Source organism: Streptomyces sp. V3I8, from assembly GCF_030817535.1.
Lineage (GTDB): Bacteria > Actinomycetota > Actinomycetes > Streptomycetales > Streptomycetaceae > Streptomyces.
Genome location: NZ_JAUSZL010000002.1, coordinates 925,264 through 943,278 on the forward strand (window position 1 = coordinate 925,264; position 18,015 = coordinate 943,278).

At 72.7% G+C, this 18,015-nt stretch carries 16 protein-coding genes; 5 read left to right on the plus strand and 11 right to left on the minus strand.

From position 1 onward, the window contains the following. Positions 1–79: 79 nt before the first annotated feature. From QFZ75_RS04400 to QFZ75_RS04425, 6 genes are all read right to left on the minus strand, one after another. Complete coding sequence (locus tag QFZ75_RS04400; RefSeq protein ID WP_307533959.1) at positions 80–2,854, minus strand: bifunctional GNAT family N-acetyltransferase/acetate--CoA ligase family protein; 2,775 nt, start codon at positions 2,852–2,854, stop codon at positions 80–82. Between the two features lie 147 nt (positions 2,855–3,001). After that, positions 3,002–3,880: a universal stress protein gene (locus tag QFZ75_RS04405; protein ID WP_307533961.1), complete on the minus strand. Its 879-nt coding sequence runs from the start codon at positions 3,878–3,880 to the stop codon at positions 3,002–3,004. A gap of 5 nt (positions 3,881–3,885) precedes the next feature. Then, the gene (locus QFZ75_RS04410; RefSeq protein ID WP_307533963.1) at positions 3,886–4,908 is read right to left on the minus strand and encodes a zinc-dependent alcohol dehydrogenase; all 1,023 of its coding nucleotides are present in this window, start codon (positions 4,906–4,908) and stop codon (positions 3,886–3,888) included. A gap of 29 nt (positions 4,909–4,937) precedes the next feature. Next, positions 4,938–5,843, minus strand: a complete 906-nt coding sequence (locus QFZ75_RS04415) for a universal stress protein (RefSeq protein WP_307533965.1) — start codon at positions 5,841–5,843, stop codon at positions 4,938–4,940. A 149-nt stretch (positions 5,844–5,992) separates the two neighbouring features. Then, positions 5,993–6,622 carry a hypothetical protein gene (locus QFZ75_RS04420; RefSeq protein ID WP_307544212.1) on the minus strand — a complete coding sequence of 210 codons (630 nt, stop codon included), beginning with the start codon at positions 6,620–6,622 and terminating at the stop codon, positions 5,993–5,995. 560 nt (positions 6,623–7,182) lie between these two features. Beyond that, complete coding sequence (locus tag QFZ75_RS04425) at positions 7,183–7,608, minus strand: hypothetical protein (RefSeq protein ID WP_307533967.1); 426 nt, start codon at positions 7,606–7,608, stop codon at positions 7,183–7,185. Between the two features lie 112 nt (positions 7,609–7,720). Between QFZ75_RS04425 and QFZ75_RS04430 the strand changes: the two genes are divergently transcribed. From QFZ75_RS04430 to QFZ75_RS04445, 4 genes are read left to right on the plus strand one after another with little or no spacing between them, the layout of a single operon-like run. Beyond that, positions 7,721–9,085, plus strand: a complete 1,365-nt coding sequence (locus QFZ75_RS04430; RefSeq protein WP_307533969.1) for a hypothetical protein — start codon at positions 7,721–7,723, stop codon at positions 9,083–9,085. Further along, entirely contained in the window at positions 9,082–10,296 is a 1,215-nt protein-coding gene (locus QFZ75_RS04435; RefSeq protein ID WP_307533971.1) for a hypothetical protein, read from the plus strand. The genes QFZ75_RS04430 and QFZ75_RS04435 overlap by 4 nt, the downstream gene beginning before the upstream one ends. Before the next feature lie 3 nt (positions 10,297–10,299). Beyond that, complete coding sequence (locus QFZ75_RS04440; RefSeq protein ID WP_307533973.1) at positions 10,300–11,943, plus strand: hypothetical protein; 1,644 nt, start codon at positions 10,300–10,302, stop codon at positions 11,941–11,943. Positions 11,944–11,960: 17 nt separating this feature from the next. Next, positions 11,961–13,211, plus strand: a complete 1,251-nt coding sequence (locus tag QFZ75_RS04445; protein ID WP_307533976.1) for a CHAT domain-containing protein — start codon at positions 11,961–11,963, stop codon at positions 13,209–13,211. Here QFZ75_RS04445 and QFZ75_RS04450 read toward each other — a convergent pair. From QFZ75_RS04450 to QFZ75_RS04470, 5 genes are all read right to left on the minus strand, one after another. Then, positions 13,204–14,079, minus strand: a complete 876-nt coding sequence (locus QFZ75_RS04450) for a DUF3592 domain-containing protein (protein ID WP_307533978.1) — start codon at positions 14,077–14,079, stop codon at positions 13,204–13,206. The two genes, QFZ75_RS04445 and QFZ75_RS04450, sit on opposite strands and share 8 nt — an antisense overlap. Positions 14,080–14,222: 143 nt before the next feature. Continuing rightward, the gene (locus QFZ75_RS04455; protein WP_307533980.1) at positions 14,223–15,029 is read right to left on the minus strand and encodes an HpcH/HpaI aldolase/citrate lyase family protein; all 807 of its coding nucleotides are present in this window, start codon (positions 15,027–15,029) and stop codon (positions 14,223–14,225) included. Then, positions 15,014–15,799, minus strand: coding sequence for a 2-oxo-hepta-3-ene-1,7-dioate hydratase (locus QFZ75_RS04460; RefSeq protein ID WP_307533982.1), 786 nt, complete (start codon positions 15,797–15,799; stop codon positions 15,014–15,016). The genes QFZ75_RS04455 and QFZ75_RS04460 overlap by 16 nt, the downstream gene beginning before the upstream one ends. Before the next feature lie 2 nt (positions 15,800–15,801). After that, positions 15,802–16,545, minus strand: a complete 744-nt coding sequence (locus QFZ75_RS04465; protein ID WP_307533984.1) for a GntR family transcriptional regulator — start codon at positions 16,543–16,545, stop codon at positions 15,802–15,804. Next, positions 16,542–17,309, minus strand: coding sequence for a ribonuclease activity regulator RraA (locus tag QFZ75_RS04470; protein ID WP_307533985.1), 768 nt, complete (start codon positions 17,307–17,309; stop codon positions 16,542–16,544). The genes QFZ75_RS04465 and QFZ75_RS04470 overlap by 4 nt, the downstream gene beginning before the upstream one ends. A gap of 38 nt (positions 17,310–17,347) precedes the next feature. Here QFZ75_RS04470 and QFZ75_RS04475 point away from each other — a divergent pair, with 38 nt between their 5' ends. Further along, positions 17,348–18,007 carry a GntR family transcriptional regulator gene (locus QFZ75_RS04475; protein WP_307533987.1) on the plus strand — a complete coding sequence of 220 codons (660 nt, stop codon included), beginning with the start codon at positions 17,348–17,350 and terminating at the stop codon, positions 18,005–18,007. The last annotated feature ends 8 nt before the right edge of the window (positions 18,008–18,015 follow it).

The window sequence follows — 18,015 nt, forward strand, 5'->3', positions numbered from 1 at the left end:
GGGCGACCTGCCCCGGCGGCAGCCGGGTATCGATCGGCCGTGGGAACCGATCCTGTCGTGTTTCATGGTGGTTCCCTTCTCAGCGGAGTCGGCGCAGGTACGGGTCCTGGGACCTGCGCGGCAGCAGGCGCACCCGCGCGTCGAGCACGCAGACCGCGCCCGGTGTCGCGAGGACGGGGTTGAAGTCGGCCTCGGCGAGCTGGGGAAGGTCGCCCGCCATGCGGGACAGGCGCAGCAGCACCTGTTCGAGGCCTTCGAGGTCGACCGGCCTGCTGCCGTGCGCTCCGAAGAGGAGCGGAGCACAGCGTGGAGCCGTGATCAGGTCGTGTACGTCGCGGTCGGTCAGCGGGGCGAGCCTGGCGGCGTGGTCGGCGAGCACCTCGGTGGCCGTGCCTCCGAGGCCGAACAGGACCAGCGGTCCGAAGACCTCGTCCTGGACGACGCCCGCGAAGAGCTCGGTGCCGCGGGCGGCCAGCGGCTGTACGACCACGCCGGTGAGCAGTCCCGCGAACCGCGTCTCCAGGTCGCGGAAGGCGGCGCGTACCTGGGAGTCGCCCTGGAGGTCGAGGTGGACGGCGCCCTGCTCGCTCTTGTGCAGCAGGCCCGGCCAGTGGGCCTTCATGACGACCCGGCCGTCGGGGCCGCGCAGCCGCTCGGCGGCGGCCACGGCGTCGTCCTCGGTCTCGGCCCAGGCCCATCGCAGTTGCGGAATGCCGTAGCAGGCGAGGAGTTCGGCGCAGGTGCGCGGATCCAGCCAGCCGCCGTCGGGGTGCGCGGCGAGGAAGTCCTCGGCGACCCGGTGGGCCCGTTGCGTGTCGATGCCGTCGAGGTCCGGGATCGTGCTGGCGGGCCTGCTCAGCCACGTCGCGCGACGGGCGGCGTGGGCCAGCGCCCGTGCCGCCGCCTGGGGTTCGGCGTAGGACGGGACGGTGCCGCCGCCGGGAGTGGGCAGCAGCTTGACCGGAAGGTCCTGTTCGAGTCGCACCGCCACGACCGGCCGTGCCCATGGTCCGGGGATTGCGGCCTCGCCGTTCGGGATCGGGTCCGGAGCCGGAACCGGTTTCGGGATCGGGTCCGGAGTCGGAGCCGGAGCCGGTGGCCGGGTCAGGGCCCGGATCAGGTCGTCGCCGGTCGCTGCGGCCACCGCCGTGGGAACCAGGGCCAGCAGGACGGCGTCGACGCCCGGCGAGCGGGTGAGCCGCTGCACACACGTCCTGAGCTGCTCCTCGGTGACGACGGCGGTGGCATCCACGGGGTTGCCCACGGCGGCTCCCTCGGGCAGCACGGCGAGCAGGTCGCCGGCCGTCTCCGGGGTGAACGGCGGCAGGGCGAGCCCCGCCTCCGCGCAGGCGTCGGCCGCCAGGACGCCCGCGCCGCCCGCGTTGGTGACGATCGCGACGCGGGTCCCGGCCGGAAGCGGCTGGGAGTGCATCAGAGCGGCGGCTTCGAGGAGTTCGGCGACCGAGTGGGTGGCAGTGATGCCTGCCTGGGTGAAGAGTGCCTGCCGGGTCATCGTCCGGGTGGCGGCGGCCGCCGTGTGGGAAGCGGCGGCGCGGCGGCCCGCGTCGGTGCGGCCGGCGTCGACGGTGAGCAGGGGCATGCGCCGGGTGACCCGGCGCGCCGTGCGGGAGAAGGACCGCGGGTTGCCGAAGGACTCCAGGTGCAGGAGAGCGAGGTCGGTGCGGCCGTCGCTCTCCCACCACTGGAGCATGTCGTTGCCGCTGACGTCGTACTTGTCACCGAGGGAGGCGAAGGAGGAGACACCGATACCGAGGCGGGAGAGCCCGTCGAGGAGCGCGATGCCCACACCGCCGGACTGCACCGCCACGCCCGCGGTGCCGGGGCGCGGGTGGCCGGCGGCGAAGGTGGCATCGAGCCGTACGTCCGTTTCGGTGTTGGAGACGCCGAGGCAGTTGGGACCGACCAGCCGCATGCCGTACGTACGGCATGCCGCCGTCAGCGCCCGGGCCTGGGCACGGCCGAGACCGGCGGAGACGACGAGCAGAGCCCGTACGCCGGCCTTGCCGCATTCCTCGGCGGTGGCCGGGACGGCGGCGGCCGGCACCGCGACGACGGCCAGATCGGGGGTCACGGGCAGAGCACTGATCGACGGGTAGGACGGCACGCCGAGAATCGACGTGGCCGCCGGGTTCACCGCGAACAGCCTCCGGGTGAAACCGCCTTGGCGCAGGTGGTGCAGGACGGCACGCCCCACGGAACCGGCCTTGCGCCCCGCCCCCACGACCGCGACGGCATCGGGCCGCAGGAGGGGTTCGAGGCTCGCGACGTCGGCGGCCCGCCCGCGCGCCTCCACGGCTGTCAGATAGGCGTCGTCCTCGGTCAGTTCGACCGTGCAGCGCACCTCCGGCCCCTCGAAACGGCGGGCCGTGCGCAGGCCGAGATCCGCGAAGAGCCGCAGCACCTCGTGGTTCTCGCTGAGCGCGTCGGCGGTGAACGTGGCGATGCCCTCCGCGCGGGCGGCCGAGACCAGGTGCTCGACGAGCAGGGTGCCGATGCCCCGGTGGTGGAGTCCGTCGGCGACGGCGACGGAGATCTCGGCCGCGTCGCCCCCGCCCGCGGTGTCGTACTCGGCCAGGCCGATGACACGGCCCTGCGTCTCGGCCAGCAGCGCCCGGTAACCGGGCCTCGACGGCGCACAGGCGCGCCCGGCGGCCATCTCGGCGGAGCGCCGGCTCGCCCCGAAGAACCGCAGCCGCAGGTTGTCCGGGGACATCTCCTCGTAGAGCCCCCGCAGCTGGTCGTGGTCTCCCCGCACCACAGGGCGGATGCACACGGTGGTGCCGTCCGCGAGCAGGGCGTGGACCGTGGGGCGGCTGAGCACGTCGTCCGTCATCGCGGGTCTCCTCAAGGCTTCTGGGCACTTCGAGCATCCAGCGGTCCGGTCCGTGGCCCCAGGGACTGTCCGGGGTGGCATCAGGGCCGGTCGGCCCCAAGGGCCGGCTTCGAGACGGAATTCACGTCATCGCGGCACCGGGGTTCCTCATCCCCCGGGTACTACGGCGACGGGGCAGGCGGAGTGGTGCAGCACCGTATGGGCGACACGCCCGAGTTGGAGCCCGAAGTGCCCGCCCCCGCGCCGGGCTCCGACGACGAGCAGGTCCGCGGATGCCGAGGCGTCCAGCAGCACCTTGCGAGCGGTTCCCTCTGCCGTACGTCCGTGCACCTTGACGGCCGGGTACTCCGCGGCGGCCCCGGTCATGGCCGTCTCGAGCATCTCGACGGCTCCCTGTTCGTGCAGGCGGGCCGGTTCTCCGGCCATCAAGGGGTGGTCGGTGGTCTCGTACGCGGGACACCGCCAGGCCCGTACGGCCTCCAGGGCCGCGCCCCGTCGCCCGGCCTCCTGGAAGGCGAAGCGCACCGCCGCCGAGCTGTGCTCCCCCTCGCCGACGCCGAGCAGGACGCGACCGTGTGCCGCGATGCCGCCATCACCGTCGTGACGCCCCCGCAGGACGATCACCGGGCTGTCGGCGTGCGCGGCGACCGCGAGACTCACCGAACCGAGCAGCAGTTCGGCGATGCCGCCGCGGCCACGTGACCCGAGAACCACCAGGGAGGCGTTGCGCGCCTCGCGTACCAGCGCCGGTACCGGCGCGTCACGCAGCACCTCGGTCTCGGTCCTCACCTCCGGCCGACGGCGGTTGACCCGCTGGGCAGCCGCTTCGACGATCCTGTCGGCGAAGAGCTGCTCGGACGTCCTGCCGAGGCCCTGGGCAAGCGCGGCGCCTTCGTACCGCTCCCACAGGGACGCGAACACCAGTCGCAGCGGCGCCCCGCGCAGTGCGGCCTCGTCGGCCGCCCAGTCGACGGCGTGCAGGCTCGGCTCGGATCCGTCGACGCCGACCACCAGGGGCATGTCCATCGTTCTCACCGTCCTGCGTCGAGGTCGAAGACGATCCGGGCCTTGATGTGACCGTTCAGTACCGCGTCGATCGACTCGTTGACGGAGGCGAGCGGACGGGTCTCGTAGATCACTTTCGTCCGGCCCGCCGCATGCAGTTGGAAGACCTCCGCCAAGTCCTGCCGTGTGCCGACGATGGAGCCGAGCACCGACGTACCGCCCAGGACCGTGTCGAAGATCGGCACCTGGATCGTGCCGTGCGCGGGCAGGGCGACCATGACGAGCTTCCCGCCGCGCCGCAGTCCGGCGTGGACCGAGGCGAACGCGGTCTCGTTCACCGCGAGGGCGAGCGCCACGTGCGCGCCGCCGTGGCTCTTGAGTACCGCGCCGACGTCCTGCTCACGGGCGTCGATGACCAGGTCGGCCCCGAGTTCGGCGGCGAGGGCGAGCTTGTCGTCGGTGACGTCGATCGCGGCCACGGTGGCACCGGCGATCTTCGCGTACTGCACCGCCATGTGCCCCAGACCGCCGATGCCGGATATCGCCACCAGCTGGGCGGGGCGCACGCCGGCGACTTTCAGGGCCTTGTACGTGGTCACGCCGGCGCAGGTCAGCGGGGCGGCCTCCAGGGCGGTGATGCCCTCGGGTACAGGCTGGGCGAAGTCGGCCCAGGCCGGCATCTTCTCGGCGTAGCCGCCGTCGCAGCCGTACCCGGTGTTGATCTGCTGCTCGCACAGCGTCTCCCAGCCGGAGAGGCAGTGCTCGCACCGCCCGCAGGCCTTGCCCAGCCAGGGCACGGCGACCCGCTGGCCCAGGGACAGGTGGGTGACGCCGTCGCCGAGGGCCTCCACCAGGCCGACGCCCTCGTGGCCGGGGACGAACGGCAGGGTCGGCCTGACCGGCCAGTCCCCGTGCGCGGCGTGGATGTCGGTGTGGCACAGTCCGGACGCCTCCACCCGGACACGGACCTGTCCGGGGCCGGGCTCCGGATCGGGGCGTTCCTCGATGACCAGAGGTTCACCGAAAGCTCGTACGACCGCTGCCTTCATGATCGCTTTCTCCTCTCCGGCCGTACGTGTCAGTGGTGCGCCACGACGACGACGGGCGCGGTGGCGTGGTGCAGGACGGCATGCGTGACGGGGCCGATGTGCGCCCCGAAGGGGTTCGTCCGGATCCGTCGCCCGACGACGACCAGGGAGGCTTCGCGGGACGCGTTCACCAGGTGGCCGGCCGCGCTGCCGTAGCGGGACTGTTCGACGACCTCGACGTCGGGGAACTTCTGCCGCCAGGGGCGCAGCACTTCGGTGAGGGCGGCGACCTGTTGCCTGGACAGCTCTTCGTGGAGCCCGAGGTCCGCCGAGAGTCCGTACGCGTAGTAGGGCGGCGGGTTCCAGCCGTGGACGACCCGCAGGCCGGCCCCTCGCCGGGTCGCCGCGTCGAAGGCGAACTCGATCACCGTGTCGTCCGGGCTGTCGGTGTCGAGGCCGAGCAGCACGGGGCGGAAGGGGCTCGCGGCGGAGGGGATGCCGGACGGGTCCATCACATGCTCGTCGGCGGCCTGCTCACCGGCGCGGACCAGGACCACGGGCCGGTCGGTCCGGGCGACTACAGCGTGGCCGACGGAGCCCAGCAGGAACCCTCCGATGCCACTCATACCGCGGGAGCCGAGGACCATCAGTTCGGCGTCCTTCGCCGCACGCGCCAGCACCTCACGGGGCGAACCGCCCAGCTGTTCCACGCTCACGTCCACGCCGGGGTGACGCAGTCGCAGGCCGTCGGCCGCCTCGCGGGGAACGCGCTCGGTCCAGTGCTGCTGCGTCTCGGCGCCGAGGAGCGGTGCCTGGGCGATGGGCTCGGGAACGGGCTCCCAGACGTGGACGAGCTTCAGCGGCAGACCGCGCAGCTTCGCCTCGCGGGCCGCCCATTCGGCGGCGGTCAGGCTCTCGGCCGAGCCGTCCAGACCTGCGACGACTGTGCGGACCATGATGGTGCCTCCTGAGTGGTGGTGTGGTTCCAGCTTCGTGGCATGGGGGATTCGTGAGGCAGGGGCCGCTGGTCCCCGGCCGGGGCCGAACGGCCCTGCGAGCGGCGGATGCGGCAGGCCCGTGGCGGACCCGCCGCGTCTCCGTGCGGTCACCGCAGCCAGGCGTTGTCGCGGACGATCGGCAGCCGCGCCCAGACCCTGCCCAGGCCCCAGGTGGCGCCGGCGCCGGCCGCCGCGAGGACGATCAGGGCCACGGCGTAGATCACGTGGTAGTCGGCGAAGGGGTTCGTCGACATGCTCGGCGTGCCGTCGGACAGGTGCTTCGCCGGCGGCCATTCGGCGATCCACATCAGTGCCATCAGCGCGGTCCCGGCCACGGCCGCCAGCCGCAGCGTGACCCCGGCCATGACGGCCACTCCGACGCCCAGCAGGCCGAGCATGAAGAGCCAGTTGGCCCAGGTGGCTCCGGCCCAGTCGTGGAACGTGGACTCCATCGGGCCGACGGCCACGCTGCTGAGGAAGCCCTTGGTGGGCGAGCCGCCGTCGACCCAGCCCTTGCCGGACGGCGTCGCGTAACCGAAGCCGAAGGTCTTGTCCAGGAACGCCCACAGGAAGACGAACCCGGTCAGCAGACGCAGTGAGGCGAAGGCGTAGGCACGTGCGGTGTGCGTGTCGCTGAGCGTCGCCACCTCTTCCCCGGATGCGGGTGTGGTCCGGTTCCCCCGCAGCGACGGCAGGTGGAATCGCGGACTCCGGTGCGGGTGCTCGTGCACGGCCATGGTGATGGTCCCTTCGAGGTTGTTCCGGTCGGTGTCTGACACCCATGACTCTCGGGGTACGGGGCGCTGGACGCCGGATGCCGAAGGTCCGCAACCGTGGGGCTGAACGTCCCTGCCGTGAAGGCCTGTCGGCGGACGTCGTCCGGCCCCGGGCTCGGCGCAGCGATCGGCGGCGGCCCGGCGCCGGACCGACGGGACTCAGGAGTGAGCCGGTCCAGCTCGGGATCGCGTTCACGCAGCCGGTGAAACCTGCCGGCGTCCTCGTCCCGCAGGTGTTCGGGGTGAGTCATGCTCCATGAGGTGGCCTCGCGGACCGGCGGAGGCTTCGGCCCCGGATCAGGTGCGTGTCCGCGCCCGGTACGGTACTGGCGCAGATGACGTCGGAACGCCGACTCGGCTCCGGGAGAGCCCTGTTCCTCCATCTCAGGGCAGAGCCGGGTGGCGTTTCTGACGCCGTCGTTCCAGCGCCGGTGCAGACCGAGTTCGCGGTCGCCGCAACCCCGAAGACGTCGAGCCGCCGGTTGTGCCCGCGTTCGGCGGCACTTCGTACGCCGGTGTCGTCACGGCGTCACCCCGTCTCCCGCGTAGAGGTAACCGCCGGGGTTCGCGGGGTCCGCGATCAGCAGTACCTGGTCACCGGCGCGGGGGATGCGCAGTTTCGAAACGATGGTCCGGAGCGTGATCGGGTCGGCGGTGCCCCCGGTCAGCCGCAGGACCAGGTCGACGACCGGGTCGAAGTTGACCAGCTTGCCGGTGTCGCTGATCGACACGACGGCGGCGGGGATCGTCGGTACGCCCATGGCGAGCAGCCGCTGCACGGTGGCACCGGAGTTGTACGCGCCGATCGACCGCTGGAGTTGGGCGTAGTCCTCGGCGCCGAGCGTCGCGCGCGTCATACGGCCGTAGAAACCCTTGCCGCCGGCCACCTGCTCCGCGATCTTGGCGGCCTTCTCCTCGCGGCGCTCGCGCTTGCCGAAGATTCCCATGCTGTACCTGCCCTTCCGGTCCGTTCTTCCTGGTGGTGTGGACGTTAGGAGGCGGGCAGCGCCTACCGATCCCAGGTTCGACCGCCGGTTTCCCAGGCCGTACGCTCTGCCCATGTCGTCCCCGAGCCGGCCGTCGACCGGCGAGCGCCGTCCGCGCGCCCTGGTCATCGACAGGGCGTGGCGCGGCCTCGGGCCGGGTCCCCGGGCACTGAGCGGGCCCGGTGGCGCGCCGCTGACCCGGACGGTCAAGCTGATCGTGCTGCCGCTGATCGTCCGGCCGGCGCTGCGTCCGGAGTTCGCCGCCGACTTCCTCGACGCGCGGGAGGCGCAGCGGCTCGACGCGCTGATACGGGAGTCCGGTGCGGTTCTGGAAGCGACGGCGCGGTGGTTCATCCTGCTGAAGAGGACCCGCCGGGCACTGGGGATCGTGGCGGGCAATCCCCAGGACCTGTATTTCCAGCGGTGCTTCGAGCTGGCGACCGGGCACGGAGCGCCGGGGCCCGGCGCGGACGCGGTGGCGAGGGCGGTACTCGAAGACGTCGTGGACGCTTCCGGCGGACGGACGGTGGAAGCGCTGAAGGAGCATCTGGCGGACGCCGCCCGGCGCGCCCGGCTCGACGCCGAGCTGGCAGCGGCGTGGGAGGGACGCGAAACGGTACCGGGCGCCGCCGGTACGGGCTTGGCGGTCGAGGTACTCGAGGCCTGCGGTGCGGCGGGCGCCGATACGCCGGCCTTCGCCGCCATGGTCCGGGCCGGGCACGGCAGTCTGCTCGGGCGAGCCCTGTGGGCGGCGGCGCACCCGGCCGACCTCTGGGACCGCGCCGACGTACCCCCGCATCTCGGGCTGACCGCGCACCGCGTACCCCCGCGCCCCGAGGTCGGCCGGAGCGCCTCGACCGCCACACTCCCCGCGCCGTTCGACCGCACACTCTTCGAACGGCTCTTCACGGTGCTCCAGGCGTCGGCCCACCGTGAACAATTGCCGGCCGTGCCGGAGCTCGTCCGGCGGGAGGTCGACCGCAGCTGCGCCCCGCTGGGCCTGTACGACGAGAGCCTGCGCGTCACCGTCGTGCTCGGCGGCCGACTCGCGGTGGGCCTCGATCCGCTGGGGGCCGGAACCTCCGTGGCGGGGTCGACGGCGGCGCACCGCATCGTCAACGGCCGCTGGCGGCGGGAGGCTTCGGTCCTCCGAGCCCGCAGGCTGACCGTCTCCCCCCGCCCGGACCCGGACGGTGGTGTGCTGGAGGCCCTCGCCCAGGACCTGCGCACCCCGTGGGCCGCGTACATGCGGCGCCTGTGGGTACGGCTGCACGGGCGCGACGTCCGCGACGCGGCACTGCCCGACGCGGCATCGGCCTGGGGCGTGCTCGACGGGGTCGCCCGCTCGGTGATGATGGACCACCGCGCACGGGTCCGTGCGGCCCTGCGCACCCTGTCGGCGACCGCCGAACCCGCCGCCGAGCCGAGGAGCGCATGATGCCTGAACGGCGCCGTGCCGTCACGCGGGCCGAGGACAGCACCGTACGCATCGCGGGACCCTCCGCCGGTCCCACCTTCACCCGGGCCGTTCTCGAGGTCGCGGGCGCCGTCCTGACCTGGCCCGTCCTCGGCCCGGCAGGTTTTCCAGCAGCGGAGATCCACGACGTGGGGCAGGCCCAGCAATGGCTGTGGGCGGTCTACGGCGAGCCTGTGGCCACCGCTGTCGACGCCGTCGCGTCGGGAGCGCCGGCCGCCGAACCGACGCTGCCCGAGCGGCCGTCCTCCCTCGCCGAGGCCGCTGCCCGCCTCGCCCTCGGCCACTGGGTGGCCCGCTGGTGGCCGACGTCGCACCTGGACGGGATTCCCGCGCCCGAACCGGACCTGCTGGGGCTGGAGTTGGCGGCGCTGACGTACGAATGCCAGCAACTCCTCGACGAGTCGGGGGAGCTGGAGGGAAGCGAACTGCTGCAGGAGCACCTGGTCGCGCTCGGCCCGCTGATCCGCTGGCGGCAGTCGGCGGCTCCGCCTCGCCGACTGGACCGCGTCCTGAGGCTGATCGACGACGCGGCCGACAACGCCGGGCTGGACGGGGAGGCACTGCGGCGCCTCCGCTCGGCCCTGGAACGGGACGACCACGAGCCGACCGCCACACCGCTCGATCTCGCCGACATCTTCGTACGGCGGCAGGAGTTCGCCCTCGCGGCAGGTAGTCCCCGCACCGCGACCCGCCGCGTGATCGCCCGGGGCTCGGGGACCAACGACTGGTGCCGCTGTCCTCCCGGCTTCGTCGACGCGGCCGAGGACGCCGTGTCCTGGAGTGTGTACGCGCTTGGCGCCGCGCGGCGGATCGAGGTGGAGGTCGTCGCCGACGTCGCGGCCCCCGTGGGCGGGGTGCACCTCGTGGCGGAGGTCCACGTGGACGGCGGCCACCCGAACCGTGTTCCGCTGGCCAGGCGGGACGACGTGTGGACCGGCCGGGCGGACCTGGACATCCCGGCCTCGACGGCACCGAGCGTAGAAGTCGGCATCCTGCTGCCGGGGTTCGACCCGGGACCGGGTACTGATGACCGTGCGGCACGGGAGGCGGTACGAGCCCTGGCCCGGCACCGGCTCGGCGTCGCGGCGGCACCGCACGACAGCGGGGCCGCACACCCGGACCCGTTCCTCGCGGAGATCGCGGCCGCCGCTGCCGTGGAGGAGGACTTCTAGCCCATGCCGGAAAACCCGGAAGACCCGGAAGACGCAGCGGAACAGGAGGAGCGGGCGGCGGGGCTCGGCTACGGCGAGCCCTTCGACAGCGGCTTCGCGCTCGCCGAACGCCATCAGCTCACCCCGGATCTCCGGGCGGCACTGACCGTCTACGGCGAACTCCTCGCCCTGGCCGAGTCGTTCGAGGACTCCCCCGACGTACGACTTCTGCGCGGGCATCTGCTGTCCGACATCGGGACGGTTCAGCTCACGGCCACGGATCTGCCCGGGGCGGCCCTGTCCGTCGGGCGGTCCCTCGATCTGGTGCGGGGCATCGCGTCCGTGCCGATGGGCCCGAACGGCCGCCGGCTGTGGCAGGAGGTCCTGCTGAAGACACTGCTGGCCAGGGTCGAACTGCTGCGCAGGACCGGACAGCTCGACGAGGCGCAGGAGGCGATGGACGAGGCGGCGGCCCTGTTGTCGGAGTTCGACGACCTCGAAGGGCTGCGCACCGCCGAGATCGGCCTGAGCCGGGTGCATCTGCTGATGGACCGCAGCGCGTGGGGCGCGGCCGAGGAACTGGCCTCCGCGCTGCTGGCCGACGCGCCGCAGACCGAACCGTATCTGCTGGACTGTCTGGGGGTCGTCTGCGCCTCGACCGTGCGGTTCGAGCAGGCGGAGGACTACTTCGCCCGCGCGGAAGAGGTCCACCTGACGCTGGGCCAGCACGCGGGGCTCCAACAGGTGCTCTCCCACCGGGCGTACGCGGCACTGCGGGCCGGCCACCTCGATCGCGCGGAGGAGTTGTACGCGCAGGCCGCCGAGATCTTCGAACGGCAGGGCCAGGCCGAGGACCTGGCGGTCTGCGAACAGGCCCGTGCCGCCATTGCCGCACACCGCGGGGACGCGGCCGGCGCGGCCGCTCTGACGGCGTCCGGTCTGGCCCGCTTCCAGCAGGCCGGTGCCGCGATCGCCGCCGCCGACACCATGCTGATGGGCGCCCGGCACGCGTACGGGCGGGGCGACATCGACGAGATGAAGCGGCTCGCCCAGGGCGCGCGGGACGTGTACCAGGAGCGCGGGGTGTACGAGCGGTGCGCCCAGGTGGACCTGATGCTCGCGAGAACCCTTGAGGACAACCTGGACCGGACCGACCACGGCGCCCATGAGCGCGCCTCGCTCGCAAACGCGCTCTCCCTCGCCCTGCCCGCCGCTCTGACGCTGGAAGCGGCCCGTTACGACTTCGCCACCGCCCACGCCCGCAGTCAGTGGCTCCAACTGGCCGACGAGGCCATGCAATTGGTCTTCCGTCTGGCCCTCCGCAGCAACGACCAGGGGCTGATCTTCGAGCTGGTGGAACACCGGTGCGCGGGTGCCTCCCTGGCGCTGAGCCGTACGTCCGCCGCCGACAGGGCGGCGGCGGTCTTCCCGGACGCCGCCATGAAGACGTACGCCCCCGATGACGACGTTCCCCTGGCGCTGGGCGGCATCGCGGCCGAGGCCGCCGCCTCCGTCGGCCTGCGGGTCGCACCGCCGCCGAGGATCGTGATGTCGGCGCAGGCGGGCGGCCGTACCGCGCTCCAGGAGTACGTCCAGGCAGCCGAGTTCCGCTATCACCGGCGGATCGTGAGCGAGGAAGAGGTGCCGTTCTGTCCGCCGGCGATCTGACCGACCCGAGTCGTCCGGTGGTCCAGGTCCGCCTGGCCGACGCCGGTGATCTGCACATGACCTGGACGTGGACTCGTGGGGTCCAGGGATTCGGCACCGGGTACGCCCCGCGGCCGGACGTGGACGAGGCCGTCCGCGCGCTGGCCGCCGGACTGCCGGGCGGCGGCACGGAAGGCATGCGGCGCGCGTTCGGGTCCGGCGCGCTGGCCGTGCACGAGAAAGAGCGCGGCCTCTCCCGCATGCTGGCCGAGGTGCTGTGGCCGCCGGGCCTGACCGACCAGATCCGCCGGGTGTCCGCCCACCTGGGCCGTCCGCTGATGCGGCTCCAGCCGTCACCTCGGGTCGCCCAGGTCCCGTGGGAGCTGCTCGCCGTGGACGGTGACGACAGCGACGTGCGGCTGATCGACCTCGTGGACATCGTCACCACGGCACCGGCGTCGCTACGACGGGCAGGCACCACCCCGACCGAGCGGGACCCGCACCCGGACTCGGACACCGTGATTCTCGTCCTGGACCCCCGCGTCCCCGGCTTCCGCGCCGACTCCCCGCTCGGCTCGGTCCTGGGACAGCCCGGTTCGGACCCGGCGCTGCTGTCCCTCGTACGACGGAGGCTCGACGCGGGCGTCGTCGTACCGTCCACCGCCACCCCCGCCGAGGCCTTCCGCCGCACCGACCTCGACCGCGACTGGCTGGGCGAGGCGCTGCGCGGGGGTGCCCGTCGCCTGATGTACGTCGGTCACGTCAGCGGCGCCCCCGTCGAGGGCGGACAGAGCGAGGACGTCACCCTCCATCTGTGCTGCGGTCCAAAGACCACGGGGATGACCGAACCGGTGCGCATCCACCGCCCTTTGTCCGCCAAGGACCTTCTCCTGGGCACGCTCCCGCTGCACGCGGACGGCGTGCCGGGCGCTCAGCTCTGGCCCGCACCGCCGCGCGTCGCGCTGATCGCCTGTGAGAGCGGTGGCGATCTCCGCTTCGCCGAGTCCTTCGGCCTGGCGACGGCGATGATCCACAACGGTGCCCAGCTGGTCACCGCCACCCGTTGGGTGCTCCCCACCAGCTTCGCCTTCCACCGCCTGGCCGGTCTGCCGGAGTCTGTACGGCCGCTCACGGAGGCCGTGGTCGCCGTGGACGCGGCCCACGAGGATCCCGACCCGGTCCGCCGTCTCGGTGCCTGGCAGCGACAGCAGCTCGACCGGTGGCGCGCCGACGGCCGGATCGAGCACTCGCCCCTCCTCTGGGCGGCTCTGACCTGCATCGTCAGGTGAGAAGCCAGGGGTGGTGGAGGCAGTAACCGCCGACTCCGATCGCGGCGATCCCGGTGACCAGCAGGGTGGCGGTGAACCTGATGTTCCACGCGCGCTCATGGCGTTCGTGGTCGGGGTCGGCGGTGAGGAGGGACGGGTCGGCGGGCGCGTAACGCAGGGGGATGTCACGGCCGAGGGACGTGGCGATGTCCTGGATGCCCTGTGTGCACAGCGCGGTGACCTCGACGCCCTCGTGGGTGGTGAAGGCGACGACGGAGGCGTGGCTGACGCTTTCGCCGCCTTCGCCGTCGGAGTGGACGTCCCTGGTGACGGCGACCACGCGACCCCGGACGGTGATGCCCGCGGCCAGTTGAGCGGCGCGGGCGCGGGCGTACTCGCTGTCCCGGCTCAGCGCGGCGACGAGGAGCAGCAGGCCACCGACGCAGATCAGTCCCCACTGCCAACCCCACGCGAAGAACGACTGGACGACCAGTCCCGACACCAGCAGGATCACCATGCAGTTCGGCCCGCCGACCCCGGAGGTCCGCCCTTCGCTGTCCAGCATGAGGTAGAACCGCTCCGGCCGCCGCCGCGGAAACCGGACCGGGAACTCCCGCCCCACCCAGGCCTCTTGCACCCGGTCGCCACGTTTGTTCTCGTGCCGCAGCCTGAACTCCCGTCCGCTGCCGGGGTCCTGGTACACGATCGTCACCGGTATCCCGTGCTCCCCCGGCTCACCATGTCCCGGCGGATGCACCTCCACGACCCGGGCCGTCACCCACACCGCCCGCTGCGGCCGGGTCAGCCCGGCCAGCGAACACGCGTAACCCACCAACGCCAGCCCAGCGGGCACCGTCCACCACAGCCCGAGCATCTTCTGCAGGTCCATGCAGCGAGGCTCTCGCCGCATGGACTCCTACCGATCCCGGGTTCGGGCCGGACCAGCCGCCTCTTCCCTTCCGGCAGGCCGACTGGACGGCCCTGGCCTCGGGGACGGTCGGAGCCCGGGGGGAAAGGGACGAGGGCGCTCCTTCACCTGCCGGCGCGGCCCGGGCCGGACGTGTCGACGAACCGCTCGGCCAGGGCTTCGGAGCCTCGGGCGAGCATGGCGACGTCGGCACCGACGAGGACGAACGATGCGCCCTGGTCGAGATAGGCCGACGCGACGGCCGGGTCGAAGGCGTTGACGCCGACGGGCTTGCCCGCACCGCGGACGGCCTCGAAGGCGCGCCCGACCGCGGCCAGCACGTCGGGGTGGGTCTGCCGGCCGATCAGGCCCATCGACGCGGCGAGGTCGGACGGGCCGACGAAGACACCGTCGACACCGTCGACCGCGGCGATCTCGGCGGCCTTCCCGACGCCGGCGGTCGACTCGATCTGGACGAAGAGCGAGACATGCTCGTCCCCATGGGCCAGGTAGTCGTCGACGCGGTTCCACCGGGCCGACCGCGCGAGAGCCGATCCGACCCCGCGGTTGCCGCGCGGCGGGTAGCGCACCGCCCGCACGGCCGCCTCCGCCTGCTCCGGAGTGTCGATCATCGGTATCAGGATGTTCCGGGCGCCGAGGTCGAGGATCTGCTTGACCAGGACCGGCAGCAGGCCCGGCGCACGGACGAGCGGGCTGACCGGGTACGCGGCGACCGCCTGGAGCTGCGCGAGCACCGACTCGAGCTGGTTGGGCCCGTGCTCCATGTCGATCAGCAGCCAGTCGAGGCCGCCGCCCGCGCAGATCTCGGCGACGAGCGGGCTGCCGCTGCACACCCACATGCCGATCAGGGGGCGGTCGGAGGCGGCGAGCGCCGCGCGGAAGGTCGCCGGGAGGTTCACCGGAAGCTGCACGAGATCGTTCCCATCGTTCCGTAGTCGCAGAGCACCGAGTCGCCGCGCGACACCCACATCGGCCGGGTGAAGGATCCGGCGAGGACCAGCTCACCGGCCTGGAGGCCGGTGCCGTGCTGGTGGAGTTTGCCGGCGAGCCACGCGACGCCCGTGGCAGGGTGGTTGAGCACACCGGCGGCGACGCCGGTCTCCTCGATCGTCTCGTTGCGGTAGAGCAGCGCGGAGATCCAGCGCAGGTCGACCGCGTCGGGTGCCACGGGGGTGCCGCCGAGCACCAGGCCGCCGTAGGCGGCGTTGTCGGCGATGGTGTCGACGATCGTGCGTCCCTCGAGTTCCAGGTGCGAGTTGAGGATCTCCAGCGCCGGGACGACGTACTCCGTCGCGCGGAGCACGTCGAAGACGGTGCAGCGGGGGCCCTTGAGCGGCGCCTTGAGCAGGAAGGCGAGCTCGACCTCGATGCGGACGTTGGAGAACTCGTCGAACGGCACGACAGCGCCGTTCTCCCAGACGGTGTCGTCGAACATCACGCCGTAGTCCGGCTCGGAGATGCCCGTCGCCGCCTGCATGGCCTTGGACGTCAGACCGATCTTGCGGCCGACGAGGCGGCGGCCGGCCGCGATCCGCCGGTCACGCCAGAGCCCTTGGACGGCATACGAGTCCTCCACCGTCGCCTCGGGGTACCGGGCGGTGATGCGCGGCAGCACGGTGCGGTCGGCGTGTGCCCGCTCGAGCTCGGCGGCGAGGTCGGCGAGGGTCTGCTCGGGAAGCATCGTCAGGCTCCTTGGGCGGCGCGGTCGTTTCGGTGGGGGCCGTGGGCGCCGTGGGTTCCGTGGGTTCCGTGGGTTCCGTGGACGCGGAAGGCGTCGAGGGAGCCGGTGCGGTGCCGGCGCACAGCCTGCTCGATCCGGTCGGGCGTCCCGTCCCCCTCGATGAGGCCGAACTCGATGAGGTCGAGCAGGTCGTCGTGCTCGCCCACGGACTCCCGGGGCCGGTGGGGGACGAACCCGAAGATCGAGTAGCGCAGGTGGCCCAGCCGGGACCACTCCGCGTCGACCGTCTCCAGGAGCCGGGGGTTGGGGCACCTGGAGTAGAGGGTGTGGTGGAACTCCTGGTTGAGCGCGCCGAAGCGCCGGAAGTCGAAGTCGCTGAGCCCGCCGCGCATCGCCGCGTTGAGTTCCCGGGCGTGCGCCAGGTCCCGCCGGGTGAGGTGGGGCGCCGAGAGCGCCGTCGCCGCGCTCTCGAGCACGGTGATGACCTCCATCGCGTGGATGTAGCGGTCCGGGTCGACCATGGAGACGCTCGCGCCGACGTTGGGTTCGAAGGTCACCAGCCCTTCGGCCGTGAGGTGACTGACGGCCTCGCGGACCGGCACCACGCTCATGCCGAGCTGGGCGGCGAGCGTCGTCAGGACGAGGCGGTAGCCGGGACCGAACGACCCGGACGTGATCCGCTCGCGGATCCACTCGTAGGCGACCCGCGACTTGCTCGCGGCCGGTGCCGGCCGGGTCCGGGTCACGAGGTGGTCCGCGCCGTGTCCGACGGCGCCGTGTCCGGCCGGGCGCAGTGTGCGGCCTCGTACCTCGCCCGCCATTCGGCGTTCATCGGGAAGAGTCCCTCGACGGGGTGTCCCCCGGCGACCTTCCGGGCGATCCAGCCGTCCTCCTCCTCCTGGGCGACGGCCGCGTCGGCGATCTCCGCCGCGATCCCCGGCGGGATCACGACGACCCCGTCGGCGTCGCCGACGAGGATGTCGCCGGGCTGCACGGTGGCACCGCCGCACGCAATGGTGAGGTCGGCGTCCCAGGGGACGTGCTTGCGGCCGAGCACGGCGGGGTGCGGCCCCGCCGCGAAGACGGGGATGCCCACGGTGGCGACGGTTTCGGCGTCGCGCACCCCGCCGTCGGTCACGACGGCCGCGGCGCCGCGGGCATGGGCGCGGATCGCGAGGATGTCGCCGAGCGTCGCCGATCCCTTCTCGCCGCGCGCCTCGATGACGAGGACCTCGCCCTCCTCCACGGAGTCGAAGGCGCGCTTCTGTGCGTTGTAGCCGCCGCCGTGGCTGGTGAAGAGGTCTTCGCGGAAGGGGACGAAACGCAGCGTCCGGGCGGTGCCGACGAACTTCTGTCCCGCCACCAGGGGACGGACGCCGTCGATGAACACGCCCTCCAGGCCCTGGCGGCGCAGCTGGGCCGAGAGCCCGGCGACGGGCACCGACGCGAGTTTCGCCCGCAGCGCCGGGGGGAGGGAGGAGGCCGGTGTGGTGTCCAAGGGAGGGCTCACTTCAATATCGTGTACGGAATTGTGGTTGGATCTGCTTCATGGCGAGCAAGACCGAGCAGGCATTCATGATCCTCAAGGAACGGATCATGAACGGCACCTACGGACCCGGGCACCGCCTGGTCATCGACCAGCTGGTGCGCGAACACGGCATCAGCTCGGTGCCGTGGCGTGAGTCGCTGCGCCGGCTCCAGGCCGAGGGCTGGGTGGAGATCGTGCCCAACGTCGGCGCGCTGGTGGCGACGTTCGACACCGACGCGTGGCAGCGGGGCCTGCAGATCGTGGCGCGCCTCGGCGGCTACGCGACGGCGCTGTCGGCGCCCCACCTGACCGAGGCCGACCTGACAGCGGCCCACACACTGGACCGCCAGATGAAGGAGGCGCTCGCCGCCTTCGACCCGGCCCGCTTCGGCCGGCTCAACCGGGAGTTCCACCGGCTGCTCGCGTGCCGCTGCCCGGACCGCCGCCTCGTCGACATGGTCGACAACGAGTGGGCCCGGCTCGAGATCGTCCGCAGGTCGGCCTTCTGGTACGCCCCCGGCCGCGCCCAGGCCGCCATCGCCGAGCACGAGGGCATCCTCCAGCTCATCGAGGCGGGCGCGTCGGCCGAGGCCGTCGAGGCGGCCGCGAAGCAGCACGAGATCAACACCATCGAGGCCGTCACGAAGTACGAGGCCACCCTGCCCGACCAGCGGTTCTGAAGGGGGCA